This window comes from Noviherbaspirillum aerium (assembly GCF_008929045.1).
In the GTDB taxonomy this organism is placed as follows: domain Bacteria; phylum Pseudomonadota; class Gammaproteobacteria; order Burkholderiales; family Burkholderiaceae_D; genus Noviherbaspirillum; species Noviherbaspirillum aerium.
Map to the genome: position 1 here is coordinate 166194 of NZ_VFAH01000008.1, position 18817 is coordinate 185010.

12 protein-coding genes and 3 tRNA genes are annotated in these 18817 nt (G+C 58.6%); 11 read left to right on the forward strand and 4 right to left on the reverse strand.

Going from position 1 to position 18817, the window contains the following annotated elements:
- Positions 1 to 1263, reverse strand: a complete 1263-nt coding sequence (gene lplT / locus FH061_RS13900) for a lysophospholipid transporter LplT (protein WP_151636422.1) — start codon at positions 1261 to 1263, stop codon at positions 1 to 3.
- A 155-nt stretch (positions 1264 to 1418) separates the two neighbouring features.
- Here lplT and alr point away from each other — a divergent pair, with 155 nt between their 5' ends.
- Together alr and radA are read left to right on the forward strand one after the other, a co-directional pair.
- Positions 1419 to 2495, forward strand: a complete 1077-nt coding sequence (gene alr / locus FH061_RS13905) for an alanine racemase (RefSeq protein ID WP_151636423.1) — start codon at positions 1419 to 1421, stop codon at positions 2493 to 2495.
- A gap of 76 nt (positions 2496 to 2571) precedes the next feature.
- Positions 2572 to 3939, forward strand: coding sequence for a DNA repair protein RadA (gene radA / locus FH061_RS13910; protein WP_151636424.1), 1368 nt, complete (start codon positions 2572 to 2574; stop codon positions 3937 to 3939).
- A gap of 17 nt (positions 3940 to 3956) precedes the next feature.
- On the opposite strand, the gene hpnE is transcribed toward radA, so the two are convergent.
- Genes hpnE through hpnC form a run of 3 tightly spaced genes read right to left on the reverse strand, consistent with a single transcriptional unit; the run spans position 3957 to position 6983 of the window.
- Positions 3957 to 5276: a hydroxysqualene dehydroxylase HpnE gene (gene hpnE / locus FH061_RS13915; protein ID WP_151636425.1), complete on the reverse strand. Its 1320-nt coding sequence runs from the start codon at positions 5274 to 5276 to the stop codon at positions 3957 to 3959.
- Positions 5276 to 6109, reverse strand: a complete 834-nt coding sequence (hpnD, locus tag FH061_RS13920; protein ID WP_151636426.1) for a presqualene diphosphate synthase HpnD — start codon at positions 6107 to 6109, stop codon at positions 5276 to 5278. The genes hpnE and hpnD overlap by 1 nt, the downstream gene beginning before the upstream one ends.
- A 31-nt stretch (positions 6110 to 6140) precedes the next feature.
- Positions 6141 to 6983, reverse strand: coding sequence for a squalene synthase HpnC (hpnC, locus tag FH061_RS13925; protein WP_151636427.1), 843 nt, complete (start codon positions 6981 to 6983; stop codon positions 6141 to 6143).
- Between the two features lie 136 nt (positions 6984 to 7119).
- Here hpnC and FH061_RS13930 point away from each other — a divergent pair, with 136 nt between their 5' ends.
- The 9 genes from FH061_RS13930 to FH061_RS13970 all read left to right on the forward strand — a co-directional run bounded on the left by FH061_RS13930 (position 7120) and on the right by FH061_RS13970 (position 18716).
- Positions 7120 to 8310 (forward strand): efflux RND transporter periplasmic adaptor subunit, encoded by a 1191-nt coding sequence (locus FH061_RS13930; protein ID WP_225984663.1) that lies wholly within the window; start codon positions 7120 to 7122, stop codon positions 8308 to 8310.
- The gene (locus tag FH061_RS13935; RefSeq protein WP_151636428.1) at positions 8307 to 11411 is read left to right on the forward strand and encodes an efflux RND transporter permease subunit; all 3105 of its coding nucleotides are present in this window, start codon (positions 8307 to 8309) and stop codon (positions 11409 to 11411) included. Before FH061_RS13930 ends, FH061_RS13935 begins: the two co-directional genes overlap by 4 nt.
- A 198-nt stretch (positions 11412 to 11609) precedes the next feature.
- Positions 11610 to 11696 (forward strand) — tRNA-Leu (locus FH061_RS13940).
- 29 nt (positions 11697 to 11725) lie between these two features.
- Complete coding sequence (gene tig, locus FH061_RS13945) at positions 11726 to 13075, forward strand: trigger factor (RefSeq protein ID WP_151636429.1); 1350 nt, start codon at positions 11726 to 11728, stop codon at positions 13073 to 13075.
- Positions 13076 to 13108: 33 nt separating this feature from the next.
- Entirely contained in the window at positions 13109 to 13735 is a 627-nt protein-coding gene (gene clpP / locus FH061_RS13950; protein WP_151636430.1) for an ATP-dependent Clp endopeptidase proteolytic subunit ClpP, read from the forward strand.
- Positions 13736 to 13896: 161 nt separating this feature from the next.
- Positions 13897 to 15165: an ATP-dependent Clp protease ATP-binding subunit ClpX gene (clpX, locus tag FH061_RS13955; RefSeq protein WP_151636431.1), complete on the forward strand. Its 1269-nt coding sequence runs from the start codon at positions 13897 to 13899 to the stop codon at positions 15163 to 15165.
- Between the two features lie 243 nt (positions 15166 to 15408).
- Complete coding sequence (gene lon, locus FH061_RS13960) at positions 15409 to 17823, forward strand: endopeptidase La (RefSeq protein WP_151636432.1); 2415 nt, start codon at positions 15409 to 15411, stop codon at positions 17821 to 17823.
- A 716-nt stretch (positions 17824 to 18539) separates the two neighbouring features.
- A tRNA-Val gene (locus FH061_RS13965) sits at positions 18540 to 18615 on the forward strand.
- A 24-nt stretch (positions 18616 to 18639) separates the two neighbouring features.
- Positions 18640 to 18716 (forward strand) — tRNA-Asp (locus FH061_RS13970).
- Positions 18717 to 18817 lie beyond the last annotated feature (101 nt).

Below are 18817 nucleotides of genomic sequence, written 5' to 3' on the forward strand. Positions count from 1 at the left end.
TCAATGCTTGTGTTCGCCGATCAGCGACAGCGAATCGCGTTCGCGCTGATTGGCCGCATGCTTGCGCATGGCCAGCATCATGGTCCCGGAAACGAACACGCCAAACATGATGATGACGATATTGATATCGAGATTGAGCTTGACCATCAGCGCATACAGCATGAGCATCGTCAGGACCGAAAGGTTCTCGTTGAAGTTCTGCACGGCGATGGAATGCCCCGCGCTCAGGAGCACATGCCCGCGGTGCTGCAGGAGGGCATTCATCGGCACGACAAAATAGCCCGACAGCGCACCCACCAGCACCAGCAGCGGATAGGCAAGCCATACCGTATGCACCATCGTCATCGTGCATACGATCAGGCCCATGGCCACGCCCAGCGGCATGACGGTCAGTGATTTTTTCAGGGGGACAAAGCGGGCAGCCGCAGCCGCGCCTACGGCCACGCCGACGGCAAAGATGCCTTGCAGGATCGCCGCCTTGTCCAATGGCATGTTGAGCGACTTTTCCGCCCATTTGAGCACGATGAATTGCAGCGTCGCGCCCGCACCCCAGAACAGGGTGGTGACGGCAAGTGAAATCTGGCCCAGCTTGTCCCGCCACAGGGTGGTGAAGCAATTCGAGAAATCGGCGATCAGCTTGACCGGATTGCGTTCCTGGTGAGGATAACGCGCGCCGGTATCCGGAATCCGCAGGTTGAAGATGGCTGCCAATACATAGGTCACCATGATGACCGACAAGGCCGCTTCGGCCGAGGTATCGATGCCGAGATCAAATAGCGGAAAATCGAATGCAAGCAGCGCGCTTGAAATTTGCGCATTGACCAGCGCGCCACCCATCACCGTGCCGAGAATGATGGAGATGACTGTCAATCCCTCGATCCATCCGTTGGCCGCCACGAGTTTCTCCGGCGGCAGCAATTCGGTGAGAATGCCGTACTTCGCCGGCGAATATGCGGCCGCGCCGAAGCCGACCACCGCATAGGCAAACAAAGGATGGACTTCCAGGAACATCAGGCTGCAGCCGGCGATCTTGATCAGGTTGGTAATGAACATGACGCGGCCCTTGGGAAGCGAGTCCGCAAAGGCGCCGACGAAGGCTGCAAGAAGAACGTAGGAGAGAACGAAGAACAGCTTGAGCAGCGGCGTCATCCATGCCGGAGATTTCATGGCTGTCAACAGTGCGATGGCCGCGATGAGGAGAGCATTGTCGGCAAGCGAAGAAAAAAACTGCGCTGCCATGATGGTGTAAAAACCGCGATTCATCCGCATATTGAGGGGTACCCGTGTTTCTCTACTGTCTCCGGCTTGCTTTATACCATGAAAATCCTGACGGACAGGGTTTTGATAGGCATGGTTCCGTAGCCGTCCAGTAGAATAAACCCTCGCAAACATGTCCCACAGCAAATAGTTTCAGCCCCATGCCAAGACCCATCGTCGCCCGAATCCACGCTGCTGCAATGCGGCACAATCTGAATGTTGCCAGCCGCGCGGCGCCCCGTTCCAAAGTATGGGCGGTAGTCAAGGCCAATGCCTACGGACATGGCCTGGCGCGCGCCAGCCGGGCCTTCGATGCGGCCGATGGCCTGGCCCTGATCGAGGTGGACGGCGCTCTTCGCCTACGCGACTTGGGGTGGAGAAAGCCGGTGTTGCTGCTCGAAGGCTTCTTTGACGAATCCGACCTGCCCGAACTGGCGGCGCGCGAGATCGAATTTGCGATTCACTGCCATGAACAGATCGACATGCTGGAAAAGGCTCGGCTCGACAGGCAGGTCGACGTGCATTTGAAGATGAACAGCGGCATGAACCGGCTGGGCTTCCAACCGGATCAGTACCGCGATGCCTATCAGCGTCTGCAAGCCATTCCCGCGGTCCGCAGCATTACGCTGATGATGCACTTCGCCAATGCGGACGATCCCGCCAATGCCGCCATGCCGGTGGCCGAGCAGATCCGTCGCTTCGATGCGGCCAGCTCCGGGCTGGAAGGCAGGCGCAGCCTCGCCAATTCCGCCGCGGTGCTTGGTCATCCCGAGCTTGCTGCGGACTGGGTAAGGCCGGGCGTGATGTTATATGGCGGCACGCCGGGCGGTAAAACGGCGGAGCAGTTCGGACTGCAGCCCGCAATGACGCTGGAAAGCGAGATCATCGGCGTTCAGCGCATCCGGGCCGGCGATGCCGTCGGCTACGGCAGCCGCTTCGTTGCCGACAAGGACATGACTATCGGCGTGGTGGCCGGCGGATACGCGGACGGCTATCCGCGCCATGCGCCGGCTGGCACGCCTGTCATGGTCGGCGGCAGGCGCACCCGTATTGTGGGCCGGGTTTCCATGGACATGATCACGGTGGATCTGACCGAGCTGCCTGATGCCGGCTTCGGCAGCAAGGTGGAATTGTGGGGGCGGCATATTCCCATCGACGAGGTGGCAGGCGCCGCCGGAACCATCGGCTATGAGCTGATGTGCGCACTGGCGCCCCGCGTGGCGGTCATCGAGGACTAAGACGGCGGGAAACGGTCAGAACCGGTCAGAACCAGCCACACAAGGCCGGACAAGGCCAACAAAAGGTAAATATCCAATGGCAAAGCAAAAAACCAATTACACCTGTACCGAATGCGGCGGCGTCGTCAGCAAGTGGGCCGGCCAGTGCCCATCCTGCGGACAGTGGAATACGCTGGTGGAAACCCTCGTCGAGCCCGTCGGCAACCGATTTTCAGGTCAGCACCAGGCCCTGGCGCAAACCTCGCCGGTGCTGAGCCTGTCCGATATCGAAGCCATCGATGTGCCGCGATTCGGCACGGGCATTGAAGAGTTCGACCGCGTGCTGGGCGGCGGACTGGTCGCCGGCGGCGTGGTGCTGATCGGCGGCGACCCGGGCATCGGCAAGTCGACGCTGCTGCTGCAGGCGCTGGCCAACCTCGCGCGCGTCAAGAAGGCGCTGTATGTCAGCGGCGAGGAGTCCGGTTCCCAGATCGCCTTGCGCGCCAAGCGTCTCGCGGTCGATGCCAAGGAACTGCAGCTGCAGGCTGAAATCCAGCTGGAGAAAATCCTCAATACCCTAGCCGAGCACAAGCCGCAGGTGGTGGTGATCGATTCCATCCAGACCATTTATTCCGATGCGCTGACCTCGGCGCCGGGCTCGGTTGCCCAGGTGCGGGAATGCGCCGCGCAGCTGACGCGGGTTGCAAAACAGTCGGGTATTACCATCATCATGGTAGGCCATGTCACGAAGGAAGGCGCACTAGCCGGTCCGCGGGTACTGGAGCACATCGTCGATACCGTGCTGTATTTCGAAGGCGATACCCATTCCAGCTTCCGCCTGGTGCGCGCCTTCAAGAACCGTTTCGGAGCAGTAAACGAGCTTGGCGTCTTTGCCATGAGTGAAAAGGGCTTGAAGGGCGTGTCGAATCCGTCCGCGCTGTTCCTGTCGCAGCACGACAACCAGGTGCCCGGTTCCTGCGTGATGGTGACGCAGGAAGGCACGCGGCCGCTGCTGGTGGAAATCCAGGCGCTGGTCGACACCTCCCATGTGCCGAATGCGCGCCGCCTGTCGGTCGGCCTGGAGCAGAACCGCCTGGCGATGCTGCTGGCCGTCCTGCACCGGCATGCATCGATCGCGGCCTTCGACCAGGATGTCTTTATCAATGCCGTGGGCGGTGTAAAGATCACCGAGCCGGCCGCCGACCTGGCCGTGCTGCTGGCGATTCATTCCTCCATGCGCAACAAGCCGCTGCCGCGCGGCCTGGTGGTGTTCGGTGAAGTCGGCCTTGCGGGCGAGATACGCCCGGCGCCGCGCGGACAGGAGCGCTTGCGGGAAGCGGCCAAGCTGGGCTTTTCCCTGGCACTGATACCTAAAGCGAATGCGCCGAAGCAGGCCATCGAAGGATTGAAGGTCATTGGCGTCGAGCGCATCGATGAAGCGCTCAACCGCCTGCGCGACGAGTGAGCAGTCAGCAGTCGCGGTCAGCTGCCAAGCGCCAGCAGGGCGGCCCGTAAGCCGCTCCGCACGGCCGCTTCCAGCGTCGCGGGATAGTCGCTTGCCGTATAGTCGCCCGCCAGTACCAGGCCGTTGATGCCGGTCTCATTGGCTGGCCGCTGCAGCCCGGGCGTGCAGGCGAATGTCGCCCGCTTCTCCGAAATCACCTTGCTCCATGACGGCGACGCCAGTTCGGGGCGCCGCAGGACTTCGGCAAGCTGACCGGCGACGGCCGAAGACAGCGCTTCGTGGCCGTGAGTGATGGCATCGCCAGAGGCGCTCACCACAACGGCGAGCAGTCCAGCCTGCTCGGCGTCGAGATGGCCTCTATCGAAAACGAATTGCCCCCAATGCTCCTTGCGGGCATCATCAATCAACGCGAGAAGCGGATGCGCAAGCCGGACCTGCGGCGGGTATTGCAGGAAGCAGGTGGTGATCGGCTCATGGGAAAACGACGAAAGTGCTGCCACGTCGGCATGGCCGGCAAGCAGGCTAGCCGCCTGCCAGGCGGAAGTCGCCACGATCACGGCGTCATACTGAAAGCCATCTTCCGTTTCCGGATCGCCCGTTTCAAGCTGCCATCCGTTGCTGGAGGCAACGATGCGCCTGACGGCCGCGCCGCAATGCACGCTGCCGGCGTGACGCTCGATGAAGGCCGCGGCCCGTGCGGGAAAAAGCGCCGACAGATCGACCCGGGGGATCAGCATGTCGGACGCGGATCTTCTCGCGCCGAGGCTGTCCCGCAATACATTCAGGAATACCTGCGCGGAGGCGCGTTCGGGCGGCGTGTTCAGGGCAGCGATGCACAAGGGACGCCACATCAATTGAATCAGGCGGTCAGTCTGGTCGAAGCGTTCCAGCATCTCATTGACGCTGCAGTCATTGTTGAGCCGCCAGTCCATCCAGCGCGCCGTCGTGGAAAAACGCGCGAGCGCCAGCTTGTCCTCGCGCTGCAAGCCTTTCGCTCGAATCAGTCCGGCAAGCATGTGCCACGGCGCCGGCAGGCGGGGCGTGACGAAGTCCATGCCGCCGGCCTGAGGCGGGTAGCGCATCTGCAGGGGCAGGCGCAGCAGCACATCGGATACGGAAAGCCCGACTGTCTCGAGCAGGCGCAAGGTGTCGGCATAGGCGCCGAGCAAAATATGCTGGCCGTTATCAAGCTTGCGGCCGTTCAGTTCCACCATGCGGGCGCGGCCGCCCAGGTTCCTTGCCGCTTCGAACAGCGTGACCGGTGCGCCGCGACGGGCCAGTTCGACCGCCGCAGCGCAGCCTGCCCAGCCTCCGCCGATGACCGCGACACGTTTCATCAGGCGCGGATGTAGGTTTTCCAGGCAAGCCAGAGCTTGCGGATCGGCGTCAGCGAAATCTTCTGGTTCAGCACATGAAAACCGTCGCGCTCGATCTCGTCAAGCAGCGTGCGGTAGATTGCGGCCATGATCAGGCCCGGACGCTGCGCGCGCCTGTCGGCGGCGGGAAGCAGGGCGAAGGCTTCCGCATAGATTGCCTTGGCGCGCTCGGCCTGGAAAGCCATCAGCTTTTCGAAATTCTCGCCGTGCCGCGCATTCAGGATATCGGCGGCGGTGACATTGAATTGCTGAAGTTCGCTGACGGGCAGATAGATGCGGCCCTTGCGCGCATCTTCGCCGACATCGCGAATGATGTTGGTCAGCTGGAAGGCGAGGCCGAGCTTTTCCGCGTATTGCAGCGTCTGCGGCTGGGTTGCGCCGAAAATGCTGGCGGAAAGAATCCCGACTACGCTAGCCACATGCCAGCAATAACGCTTCAGGCCGGGATAATCGAGGTAGCGGGTCTGGTCAAGGTCCATTTCCATGCCGTCGATGATGGCCAGCAGATGCTTGGGATCGAGGGAATAGGGCGCCATGTGAGGTTGCAGCGCCTGCATCACGGGATGGCTGGGCGTGCCCTTCACCATGGCCTGGACTTCCTGGCGCCACCACTGCAATTTGTTCCGGGCAATGCCGGCATCCGTAGCATCGTCCACGGTGTCGTCGACTTCCCGGCAGAAGGCATACAGCGCCGTGATCGCTCGGCGGCGCTCGGCCGGCAGGAACAGGAAGCTGTAATAGAAGCTGGAGCCGCTTTGTACGGCTTTTTGTTGGCAGTATTCGTCGGGCGACATGAACTAGGGGGACTGATCGAAAGCCGCTATGCTAGCCGACATGCGCCATGCGCGACAAACGTATTTTCATGCTGCCGGCTTTCCACAGCATGGCGAGCCAGTCCGTCGGCCCCAGCTGCGGACGGCGGCGGAACACATCGTAATCATTGGCTTCGATGCGCTCCAGGATGCGCAGGCCGCCCTGGACGATCAGCCGCAGTTCCCAGCCGACACGGCCCGGCAGGCGGAATGCCAGCGGCGCGCCTGACAGCATCATGCCGCGTGCGCGCCCGACCTGAAATGCCATCAGGGCGCGCCATGCGTCATCCGCATTCGCCCGGGCAATATGATCTTCGGAGACATTGAAGCGCCGCATCTCTTCCAGCGGCAGGTAGATCCGCTGCTTTTCCCAGTCGATGGCCACATCCTGCAGGAAGTTGATCAGTTGAAGCGAGGAACAAATGGCATCGGAATCCCGCAGATTGGCCGTGTCGGCTGCGTCATAGAGATGTAGCATCAGGGTGCCGACCGGATTGGCGGAACGGCGGCAGTAATCGAGCAAGCCGTCAACATCGGCGTAACGGGTCGTCGCCACATCCTGCTTGAATGCCGATATCAGATCGTGGAAAGGCGCCAGCGGCAGCCGGTAATCCGCAATGACTTTGGCAAGCGACTGGAACAAGGGCTGCGCCGGAGGTGTGCCACCGGCGATCCCATGCAAGGCATGGTCATAGGCCTCCAGGCTGACAAGCCGCTCAGAAGCAGGCGCATCCCCCTCGTCGGCTAGATCGTCCGCGCTGCGGGCGAATGCATAGATTACCTCGACTGCGGGGCGGAGCCGGGCAGGCAGCAAAAGCGAGGCGACCGGGAAATTCTCGTAGTGTTCTACTGGCATGGATTACTAACTGACCAAAAAGTCATATGCAAACAAAAACGACCTGCTTATAATTACTAACCGCCTGGTCATTAAAAAATTCCCAAACAATATTGCAAGCCAGGCAACTCAGTCCTGAATAGTAAAGGAAATTACCGTGGTCGCTTCGATAAAACCATTCGGCTCTGCACGACCCTTCCGGAAAAAGCTCGCCATTCTGGCATGCAGCAGCATTCTCCTGCTTGGCGGCTGTTCAAAACCGGTGGAGAAAACCGAAGATGTGCGTCCTGTACGCGTGATGAAGCTGGCGTCGGGCAATATCGATACGGTGGCTGAATTTCCTGGCGAAGTACGGGCCCGCTACGAGTCGCGCCTTGGCTTCCGTGTGGGTGGAAAAATCGTTGCGCGCAAGGTGGAAGTCGGTTCTGCGGTCAAGCGCGGCCAGGTATTGATGCAGCTCGATCCGCAGGACCTGCAGTTGGCGCAGGCACAGGCCAATGCCGGATTGAAGGCGGCCGAAAGCAACCGCGACCTCGCTAGGGCGGAACTGAAACGCTATCAGGATCTGCGCGAGCGCAATTTCGTGAGCCAGGCGGTGCTGGATAGCAAGGAAACCGCTTACAAGGCCGCGCAGGCCAGTTACGACCAGGCCGTTGCGGCTTACCGCAACCAGTCGAATCAGGCTGGCTATGCCGTGCTCCAGGCCGATGTCGATGGCGTGGTGACCAGCATTGACGCAGAAGCTGGACAGGTGGTGACTGCCGGCACGCCGGTCGTTCGCGTTGCACAGACGGGCGAACGGGAAATCGTCATCGGCATACCCGAAGACAAGGTCGAGGATTTGCGCCGCGTGTCCGATGTGCGCGTTCGCACCTGGGCTGATCGCGAGCAGATCATTCCCGGAAAGATCCGGGAAGTTTCTCCCGTGGCCGATCCGGCTACGCGTACCTATACCGCCAAGGTCTCGATTCCGGCCAGCGCGGAAAACGTCAGGCTTGGCATGACCGCCTATGTCACGTTCGCCGCCAAGACGGAGAATCCGGCGATCCGCCTGCCGCTGACGGCGCTGTTCCAGGATAAATCCAATACCGCGGTTTGGGTCGTGGAAAACGGCGTGGTCAAGATGGTGCCGGTGCAGGTTGCCGGTACCGCGGGCAACGACATCCTGGTGTCGGGCGGAGTCGCTCCGGGGCAGACGGTAGTGACCGCGGGCGTGAATTTGCTGAAGCCGGGTCAGAAAGTGAAGATACTCGGTGAGGAAGTGGCCATGAACGCGGCTGCACATCCCGCGCAGGCATCGGGCGTGTCCGGCGTGTCGGGCGAAAGCTCAGCCGGAGCCGCCAAATGAAAGGTGGATTCAATCTCTCGCGCTGGGCGCTCGAACATATTCCGCTCACGCGTTATCTGATCGTGGCCCTGCTGATCGGCGGCATCCTGAGCTATGGCCGTCTCGGCCAGGACGAGGATCCTCCCTTTACCTTCCGCGCCATGGTGGTACGGGCGATCTGGCCCGGCGCCACTTCCCTGCAGATGGCGGAACAGGTCACCGACAAGCTGGAAAAGAAGATGCAGGAGACGCCTTACATCGACAAGATCCGCAGCTATTCCAAGCCGGGCGAAACGCTCATCATCCTGCAGTTGCGGGAATCCACGCCGCCCAAGGACGTGCCGGCCGCCTGGTACCAGGTGCGAAAAAAAATCGGGGACATCCGCAATACCTTGCCCGGCGGAGTACTGGGGCCGTTCTTCAACGATGAGTTCGGCGATACCTACGGCTCGATCTTTGCCATCTCGGCCGACGGCTTCAGCTATGCCGAAATGAAGGACTATGCCGATTTCGTGCGCCAGCAGTTCCTGCAAGTGCCGTCGGTGTCGAAGGTGGAAATGTTCGGTGTGCAGGACGAAAAAATCAACATTGAGTTCTCCCACAAGAAATTTGCCCAGCTCGGCATCGGCTTCGACACCATCGTCAGCCAGATCAATGCGCAGAATGCGGTCGAGGCAACCGGCGTGCTGGTGACGCCGACCGATAATCTGCAAGTGCGGGTAACCGGCGCAATGGCCTCGGCGAAAGACCTGGAAAACCTGGAACTGCGCGCCGGCGGAACCACCTTCCGGCTCGGCGATTTCGCCACCGTCACGCGTGAATACAAGGATCCGCCGCAGGACAAGATGCGTTTCAACGGCAAGGAAGTCATCGGCCTCGGCATTTCGATGGAGCGGGGCGGCGACATCATTTCCCTCGGACGCAATCTGGAAGCGACGGTGGAGCGGCTGAAAGCCAAGCTCCCGGTCGGCATCGAGCTGCAGCGGGTATCCGACCAGCCGAAGGCGGTTTCCTCGTCGGTCAATGAATTTCTGCGCACGCTGGCGGAAGCGGTGCTCATCGTGCTTGCGGTTAGTTTCATCGCGCTGGGCCTGCATACGAAGCCGCTGCGGCTTGATGTGCGACCCGGCCTGGTGGTTGCGCTCACCATCCCGCTGGTGCTGGCGGTGACCTTTCTCTTCATGCGCATTTTCAGCATCGACCTGCACAAGATCTCGCTGGGCGCGCTCATCATCGCACTCGGCCTGCTGGTGGATGATGCCATCATTGCGGTCGAAATGATGGTGCGGAAAATGGAGGAGGGCTTTTCGCGCTTCGACGCCGCCACGTTCGCCTATACGTCGACCGCGATGCCGATGCTGACCGGCACGCTGATCACCGCCGCCGGCTTTCTTCCGATCGGCCTGGCAAAATCCGCCGCGGGCGAATACACCTTCTCCATGTTTTCCGTCAACGCGCTGGCGCTGATCATTTCCTGGTTCGTCGCGGTGCTGTTCACCCCATACATCGGCTACATCCTGCTCAAGGTAAAGCCCGCGGCGGCAGCGGACGGCCATCACGAACTGTTCGACAGTCCGTTCTACTCCCGCTTCCGCCGCATCGTCACCTGGTGCGTGGAGTGGCGCAAGACCACGATACTGCTGACCCTGGCGGTCTTTCTGCTTGGCGTGGTGGGCTTCCGTTTCATCGAACAGCAGTTCTTTCCGGACTCCAGCCGTCCCGAGCTGATGGTGGAGATGTGGCTCCCCGAAGGCAGTTCGTTCAAGGCCACCGAAGCGCAGGCAAAGAAATTCGAGGCTTTCGTCGGCAAGCAGGATGGCGTGGAAAGCGTCACCACCTATGTCGGCACGGGAAGTCCGCGCTTCTACCTGCCGCTCGACCAGATATTCCCCCAGACGAACGTGTCGCAGATCGTGGTGCTGGCCAGGGACCTGAAAGCCAGGGAAGCGCTGCGGCTGAAGATCGCCAATGTGTTCGAGAATGATTTCCCGGGCGTTCGAGGAAGGGTCAAGCTGCTGCCCAACGGTCCGCCGGTGCCATATCCGGTGCAGTTCCGTGTGACCGGTTATGAAGTCGACAAGGTGCGAGGCATTGCGGACCAGGTCAAGGAGGTCATGCGCGCCAATCCCAATGCGGTAGGCGTCAACGACAACTGGAATGAATCCGTGAAGGTCGTCCGTCTCGATGTCGACCAGGACAAGCTGCGCGCGCTGGGCATCAGTTCGCAAAGCCTCATGCGCGCTGCGAACACGATCCTCACCGGCACGACGGTCGGCCAGTACCGGGAAGACAACAAGCTGATCGATATCGTCGTGCGTCAGCCGGTGGAGGAACGTTCCACGATCACCGCGCTGCAGCAGGCCAACCTCCAGTCGGCAAGCGGCCGTGCGATTCCGCTGGCGCAGGTGGCGCGCGTGAGCTTCGTCTGGGAGCCGGGCGTTGTATGGAGAGAGGGGAGGGAATGGGCCATCACGGTGCAGTCCGACGTCGTCGACGGCATCCAGGGACCGACCGTATCCAGCCAGATCAATCCCGCCCTTGACAAGCTGCGCGCTTCGCTGCCGGCAGGCTACCGGATCGAACTGGCGGGCGCGGCTGCCGATAGCGGAAAGGCGCAGGAGTCGATCGCTGCCAATGTACCGCTGGTCATCTTCATCATCTTTACCTTGCTGATGCTGCAGTTGCACAGCTTTTCCCGCGCACTGTTGGTGTTCCTGACCGGTCCGCTCGGCGTTGCGGGCGCGGCCATGGCCTTGCTTCTTCTGCAGCGCCCGTTTGGCTTTGTGGCCCAGCTTGGCGTCATCGCATTATTCGGCATGATCATCCGCAATTCCGTCATTCTGGTCGATCAGATCGAGCACGACATCGCGCAAGGCGCCGCGCCCTGGGATGCGATCGTGGAGTCGGCCGTCCGCCGTTTCCGCCCGATCATTCTGACCGCCGCGGCGGCAGTGCTGGCCATGATTCCCTTGTCGCGCTCTGTCTTCTGGGGACCGATGGCGGTTGCCATCATGGGCGGACTCGTGATCGCCACCGCATTGACCCTGCTGTTCCTGCCAGCGCTGTATGCCACCTGGTTCAGGGTGAAAAAACCGGAGCCGGAAGTGGCGGTTATCCCATGAAACCAGCATGGCTTTTCCGGTCCGGCCTGATTCCGTGCAATGAAAAATCGGGACATGACGGGGAAAAATCCAGTAAAATGCGCGGTTGAAGTTGAAGAGCTAATAACAAGGCACTCTGGGGGCGACCGGATTCACTTCATGGTCGCCCTCTGCTTTTCTGCAATTCAACGCCGGTATCGAAGCACAGAGCACATTCCCGCGAGGATGGCGAAATTGGTAGACGCACCAGGTTTAGGTCCTGACGCCAGCAATGGTGTGGGGGTTCGAGTCCCCCTCCTCGCACCACAGCATATTTAATTTTTTGGACGATTCACATGGCAACTGCAGTCGAAACCCTGGAAAAACTCGAGCGCCGCATCACCATTACCCTGCCGCTGGCAGACGTACAGGCGGAAGTGGAAAAGCGCCTGAAAATTCGCGCCCGCACCGCAAAGGCACCGGGGTTCCGTCCTGGCAAAGTGCCGATGAAAATGGTGGCGCAGCAGTTCGGTTTTCAGGTCGAGACTGAAGTCCTGAACGACAAGGTCGGACGCGCCTTCAGCGAGGCCGCCAGCGAAAACAACCTGCGCGTGGCAGGCTATCCGAAGATCGAGCCGAAGGCCGGCGAAGGCGTGGCCGAGGGCACGGTCGCATTCGACGCGACTTTCGAAGTCTACCCGGACGTGAAGGTCGGTGAACTCGCCGAGGTTGAAGTCGAAAAGACCAAGGGCGAAGTCACGGACGCCGAAATCGACAAGACCATCGATATCCTGCGCAAGCAGCGCGTTCATTATCATGTCAAGGGCGAGCAGGGTGCGCACGGCGACGGCGGTGCTGACCAGTCCGCCCAGAGCGGCGATCGCGTTACCGTAGATTTCGTCGGCAAGATCGACGGTGTCGAATTCCAGGGCGGCAAAGCCGAAGATTTCCCGTTCGTACTGGGCGAAGGCCGCATGCTGCCCGAGTTCGAGGCGGCCGCAACCGGCCTCAAGGTCGGCGAATCCAAGACCTTCCCGCTGGCCTTCCCCGAGGATTATCATGGCAAGGACGTGGCCGGCAAAACCGCCGAGTTTACGATCACCATGAAAAAGATCGAGTGGGCGCACATGCCTGAAGTCGATGCCGAGTTCGCAAAGTCGCTGGGTATCGAAGACGGCGATCTGAACAAGATGCGCGAAGACATCAAGACCAATCTCGAGCGCGAAGTCAATGGCCGCGTCAAGGCACGCACCAAGGACAGCGTGATGGATGCACTGATCAAGGTCTCGGAACTGGACGTTCCCAAGGCGCTGATTGATCAGGACGTTGAGCGTCTGATGGAAATGGCCCGCCAGGACATGACCCAACGCGGAATGAATGTCAAGGACATGCCGTTCCCGCCGGAACTGTTCACTGCACAGGCAGAACGTCGTGTACGCCTCGGTCTGATCCTTGCTGAAGTCGTCAAAGCCAACAAGCTTGAAGCGACACAAGATCAGGTGAAGGCACAAGTGGAAGAATTCGCACAGAGCTACGAAGATCCTCAGCAGGTTCTCAAGTTCTATTACAGCGACCGTCGCCGCCTTGCTGAAGTCGAAGCTCTTGTATTGGAAGAAAACGTCGTTAACTATGTACTCGGTAAGGCGAAGGTGACCGAGAAGGTCGTTCCCTTCGACGAGTTGATGGGCAACAACGCGCAGGGCTGAGATTCGCTTCTGCGCACTCCATAAGGAAAGCACATGTCAGGCATGATTAGAAATTCGGCACTCGATACGGAAATGCTCGGTATGGTGCCGATGGTGATTGAACAAAGCGGCCGGGGCGAGCGCGCATACGATATCTATTCGCGCCTGCTGAAAGAACGCGTGATCTTTCTCGTCGGTCCGGTCAATGACCAGATGGCGAACCTGATCGTCGCGCAGCTGCTGTTCCTGGAAAGTGAAAATCCTGACAAGGATATTTCGCTTTACATCAATTCCCCCGGCGGCTCGGTATCGGCTGGCATGGCGATCTTTGACACGATGCAGTTCATCAAGCCGGACGTGTCGACACTGTGCACGGGACTCGCCGCTTCAATGGGCGCTTTCCTTCTGGCGGCTGGTGCGAAGGGCAAGCGCTTCTCGCTGCCGAATTCCCGCATCATGATTCACCAGCCCCTGGGCGGCGCCCAAGGGCAGGCCAGCGATATCGAGATTCAGGCACGTGAAATTCTTTACCTGCGTGAGCGCCTGAACACCATCCTGGCAGAAAAAACTGGCCGCGACGTGGAACAAATCGCCAAGGATACAGACAGAGATAATTTCATGTCTGCTGCGCAAGCGGCTGATTATGGCTTGATTGACAAGGTGCTGACAAGCCGCGTCTAAGTCGACCGTCCATGCGAAAGAACGCCCGGACGTCTCGCGTTCGGGCGTTTTGCATTTATGACGACGAATTCAGTGTGATTCCTCAATTTCTTGAGCAGCGTCGTGACGAATACTGAATTCGCAGGTAATATCGGATCAATTCTCCACCCACACATAGCTCTATGTCTGACAAAAAATCCTCTAGCGGCGAAAAATTGCTTTACTGCTCCTTCTGCGGTAAGAGCCAACACGAGGTGAAGAAACTAATCGCGGGTCCTTCCGTTTTCATCTGTGATGAATGCATCGACTTGTGCAATGACATTATCCGCGACGAAGCGTCCAGCATTGAGTCGGTCGCTGGCCCCAAATCCGACCTGCCAACGCCGCAAGAAATTTTCGAGCTGCTAGGCCAGTATGTGATTGGCCAGGAAACCGCCAAGCGTATTCTCTCCGTCGCGGTCTACAACCATTACAAGCGTCTCAAGCATCTCGGCAAGAAAGATGAAGTCGAGCTTGCCAAGAGCAATATTCTTTTGGTGGGCCCGACAGGTTCAGGCAAGACACTGCTCGCACAAACGCTGGCGCGGATGCTGAATGTGCCTTTTGTTATCGCTGATGCAACAACGCTGACTGAAGCCGGCTATGTTGGCGAAGATGTCGAAAACATCATTCAGAAGTTACTGCAGAACTGTAACTACGAAGTCGAGAAGGCCCAGAAGGGTATCGTCTATATCGATGAGATTGATAAGATTTCGCGTAAGTCCGACAATCCGTCAATCACGCGCGACGTGTCCGGCGAGGGTGTACAGCAGGCACTGCTCAAGCTCATTGAAGGCACAATGGCATCGGTGCCACCGCAAGGCGGCCGCAAGCATCCGAACCAGGATTTCGTGCAGATCGACACGACCAACATCATGTTCATTTGCGGTGGTGCGTTCGATGGCCTGGCAAAGATCATTTCCAATCGCTCGGAAAAGAGCGGAATCGGTTTTTCAGCCAGCGTGAAGACTCAGACAGAACGGAATGCCAGCGAAGTCTTGCTCGATGCGGAACCCGAGGACCTGATCAAGTTTGGCCTCATCCCGGAGCTCGTCGGCCGTCTGCCGGTCGTCGCAACGCTGAGTGAACTAAACGAGGAAGCCCTAATCCAAATATTGCTTGAACCCAAGAATGCGCTCATCAAGCAGTATGCGAAGCTGCTGCAGATGGAAGGCGCGGAGCTTGAGGTTCGGCCGGCAGCATTGCACGCAATTGCTAGAAAAGCGCTTGAACGCAAGACTGGCGCACGTGGTTTGCGCTCCATCCTTGAACATGCATTGCTGGAAGTGATGTTTGAACTTCCAAGTCAGCAGAACGTGGCCAAGGTGGTAATCGACGAAAATACGATTGTCAATGGAGCCAAGCCCTTGCTGATTTACCACGAGCAGCCCAAAGTGTCAGGAGCGAAATAATCGCACAGCAGTTTGGCCAAAATGGTTAAAAGCCCGTTTTTTCCTGGAAGCAGTACAATTTGAAATACAGGGATCACTTCAGGCTGCCAAAGCAAAGCCACCCGAGGGCGACTTCGTGTGTGGCTTTTTTTATTGCGATGTTTTAATGAGAGCAATAAAACAAGTTATTTCTGTTGCTGCTTGGACTTGAATTTTAGGTTGTTCGTGCCTACATCATTAACAGGCTCTTAAATAAGGTTCGCCATGACGACTTCTACAACATTAACTGAACACACCCAACTGCCGCTGTTGCCGTTGCGGGACGTTGTTGTCTTCCCGCATATGGTGATCCCGTTGTTCGTCGGCCGTCCCAAGTCGATCAAGGCCCTCGAAGCTGCAATGGAGCAAGGCAAGAGCATCATGCTCGCCGCGCAAAAGGCTGCAGCCAAGGACGAACCCTCCGCTGACGACATTTATGAAATCGGCTGCGTGGCGAACATTCTGCAAATGCTGAAGCTGCCTGACGGTACTGTCAAAGTGCTGGTGGAAGGCGCCCAGCGTGCGCGCATCCACAACATCACCGAACTTGAGACGCATTTCGTTGCAGAACTGACTCCGGTCGAATCAGAGCCTGGCGACGAGTCCGAAGTCGAAGCGATGCGCCGCGCCATCGTCCAGCAGTTCGACCAATACGTCAAACTCAACAAGAAGATTCCTCCCGAAATTCTGACGTCCCTGGCAGGCATTGATGATGCTGGCCGGCTCGCCGACACCATTGCCGCCCACCTGCCGCTCAAGCTTGAACAGAAACAGGTCATCCTCGAAATCTTCAACGTCGCGAAAAGACATGAGCATCTGCTCGGACAGCTTGAAGGCGAACTGGATATTCTTCAGGTCGAAAAGCGCATCCGCGGCCGCGTGAAGCGCCAGATGGAAAAGTCGCAGCGCGAGTATTACCTGAACGAACAAGTCAAGGCGATCCAGAAGGAACTCGGCGAAGGCGAGGAGGGTGCGGATCTCGAAGAGCTCGAGAAGAAGATCATCGCCGCCAAGATGCCCAAGGAAGCACGCGAGAAAGCCCAGTCCGAACTCAAGAAGCTCAAGCTGATGTCGCCAATGTCGGCCGAAGCGACCGTCGTGCGCAACTATATCGACACCATGCTCAGCCTGCCGTGGCGCAAGAAGTCCAAGGTCAATAACGACCTTGCAAATGCCGAGCAGGTCCTTGAAGGCGAGCACTACGGTCTTGAAAAGGTCAAGGAACGCATCCTTGAGTATCTCGCGGTTCAACAGCGCGTCGACAAGGTCAAGGCACCCATCCTGTGCCTGGTAGGTCCTCCAGGCGTCGGCAAGACTTCCCTGGGACAATCGATCGCACGTGCAACGAACCGCAAGTTCGTCCGCATGGCGCTCGGCGGCGTGCGTGACGAAGCCGAAATTCGCGGCCATCGTCGCACCTACATCGGTTCCATGCCCGGCAAGATTCTGCAGAGCCTGTCAAAAACCGGTGTGCGCAATCCTCTGTTCCTGCTCGACGAGGTGGACAAGCTGGGTCAGGATTTCCGCGGAGACCCATCATCAGCGCTTCTCGAGGTGCTTGACCCCGAGCAGAACCACACTTTCTCGGATCATTACATCGAAGTCGATTTCGACCTGTCCGACGTGATGTTCGTGGCGACATCGAACTCGCTGAATATTCCGCCGGCCTTGCTGGACCGTATGGAAGTCATTCGTCTGTCGGGCTATACGGAAGACGAAAAGACCAACATTGCAATGCGTTACCTGTTGCCGAAACAGATCACGAACAACGGTCTCAAGGAAGACGAAATCAATGTTTCCGAGTCCGCGATCCGGGACATCATTCGTTACTACACGCGTGAGGCAGGCGTCCGCTCGCTCGAACGTGAAGTTTCGAAGATCTGCCGCAAGGTTGTGAAAATGCTGCTCCTGAAGAAGCAGGAGCGCAAAATCATCGTCTCCTCCAAGAACCTCGACAAGTTCCTTGGGGTGCGCCGCTATGACTTCGGCATGGCCGAGAAGGAAAACCAGATTGGACAGGTTGTGGGTCTTGCATGGACAGAAGTCGGCGGTGATTTGCTGACCATCGAAGCGATGACCATGCCGGGCAAGGGCGATGTGATCCGCACCGGTACGCTGGGCGACGTGATGAAGGAGTCGATCGAAGCGGCCCGTACTGTTGTTCGAAGCCGAGCAAAGCGTCTCGGCATCAAGAGCGAATTGTTCAACAAGAGCGACATTCACATCCACGTACCGGAAGGCGCAACGCCCAAGGATGGTCCGTCGGCAGGTATCGCCATGACGACGGCAATGGTATCGGTACTGACTGGCATACCGGTCCGTGCCGATGTCGCGATGACGGGGGAAATCACGCTGCGCGGCGAGGTGCTTCCGATCGGTGGTTTGAAGGAAAAGCTGCTTGCCGCGCACCGCGGCGGCATCAAGACCGCCCTGATCCCGGAGCAAAACGTGAAGGATCTCGCCGACATTCCGGATAATGTGAAAAACAAGCTGGAAATCATCCCGGTGCGTTGGATCGACAAAGTCCTCGAAGTGGCGTTGGAGCGTCAGCCTGAAGCCCTGTCGGACGTCGATACCCCGGTGGATACGGCAGTCGCACAAGCCACCGGTCAATCCGATCCCAGCGTGGTGAAGCATTAATCACGGATATCGGTGAATAAGCGATGACTGCATGAAACGCGCTCTACGGAGCGCGTTTTTATTTTCACTTCAATTTCTTGGAGGCAGATCGGAGATGTGTCTGCAAAGCTGCTGCGCGGTACGGACCGCTCCGCTGGTACTTGGAATGCGCCCGCGCGTGCGCCGCGATCCTCAAGTCTGCTCTGAACCGCTTGTGATGCTTAGAGCGTCCTCGCCCCGATCTGCCTGTCGATCCCGAACAGACTATCGCCGGCAATGCGTTGTGACTCCATTCCATGGCTTGGTCGTGTCGCGTCCTCACGCTCTGTTCCAACGTCAAACTGCCTCGGCCTGGACTAGGCCAGTCAGGGCGAAAACGCTCTAGCAAATACAGCCGAGTAGTGTGAGTTAGAAATTTTTGGGGGGCAAATTTCACGATTTCATGCTGAGCATTGGAAAGAGCTTGCGAAGCCGTGGGTCTTGCATGCATTGCCGAGGCAGTCACGGAGTGTTTTTCGCCGATCATTTGGCCAACATTTTTTAAGCGCCATCACTGGTAACGGCACCACAAATTTACGGCCGCTTGGGCAAGATGTGCATCATGCGGAAAGCTTTGGTGAAGAAATTGCTTCGATGCCTTAGAAAGTAGTGCGCAGGAATAAAAGATCCTATATAATTTCGACTTTCTCGACGTGGTGACAAACGTGTGGGAAGTTTGACTGACTAAGAGTGGATCCGGGTGCTTAGCTCAGTTGGTAGAGCGGCGCCCTTACAAGGCGTAGGTCGGGAGTTCGAGCCTCTCAGCACCCACCAAGCAGTCAAACAGGTAGTTAATCAGGAGTGGTAGTTCAGTCGGTTAGAATACCGGCCTGTCACGCCGGGGGTCGCGGGTTCGAGTCCCGTCCACTCCGCCAAAAAACTGAAAAAAGGCGAACGCAAGTTCGCCTTTTTTCTTATGTGGCGACGTTTTTGGCAATGGCTTCAGCGACGCTGGCTTATGGGCCTCTTGAGTGCT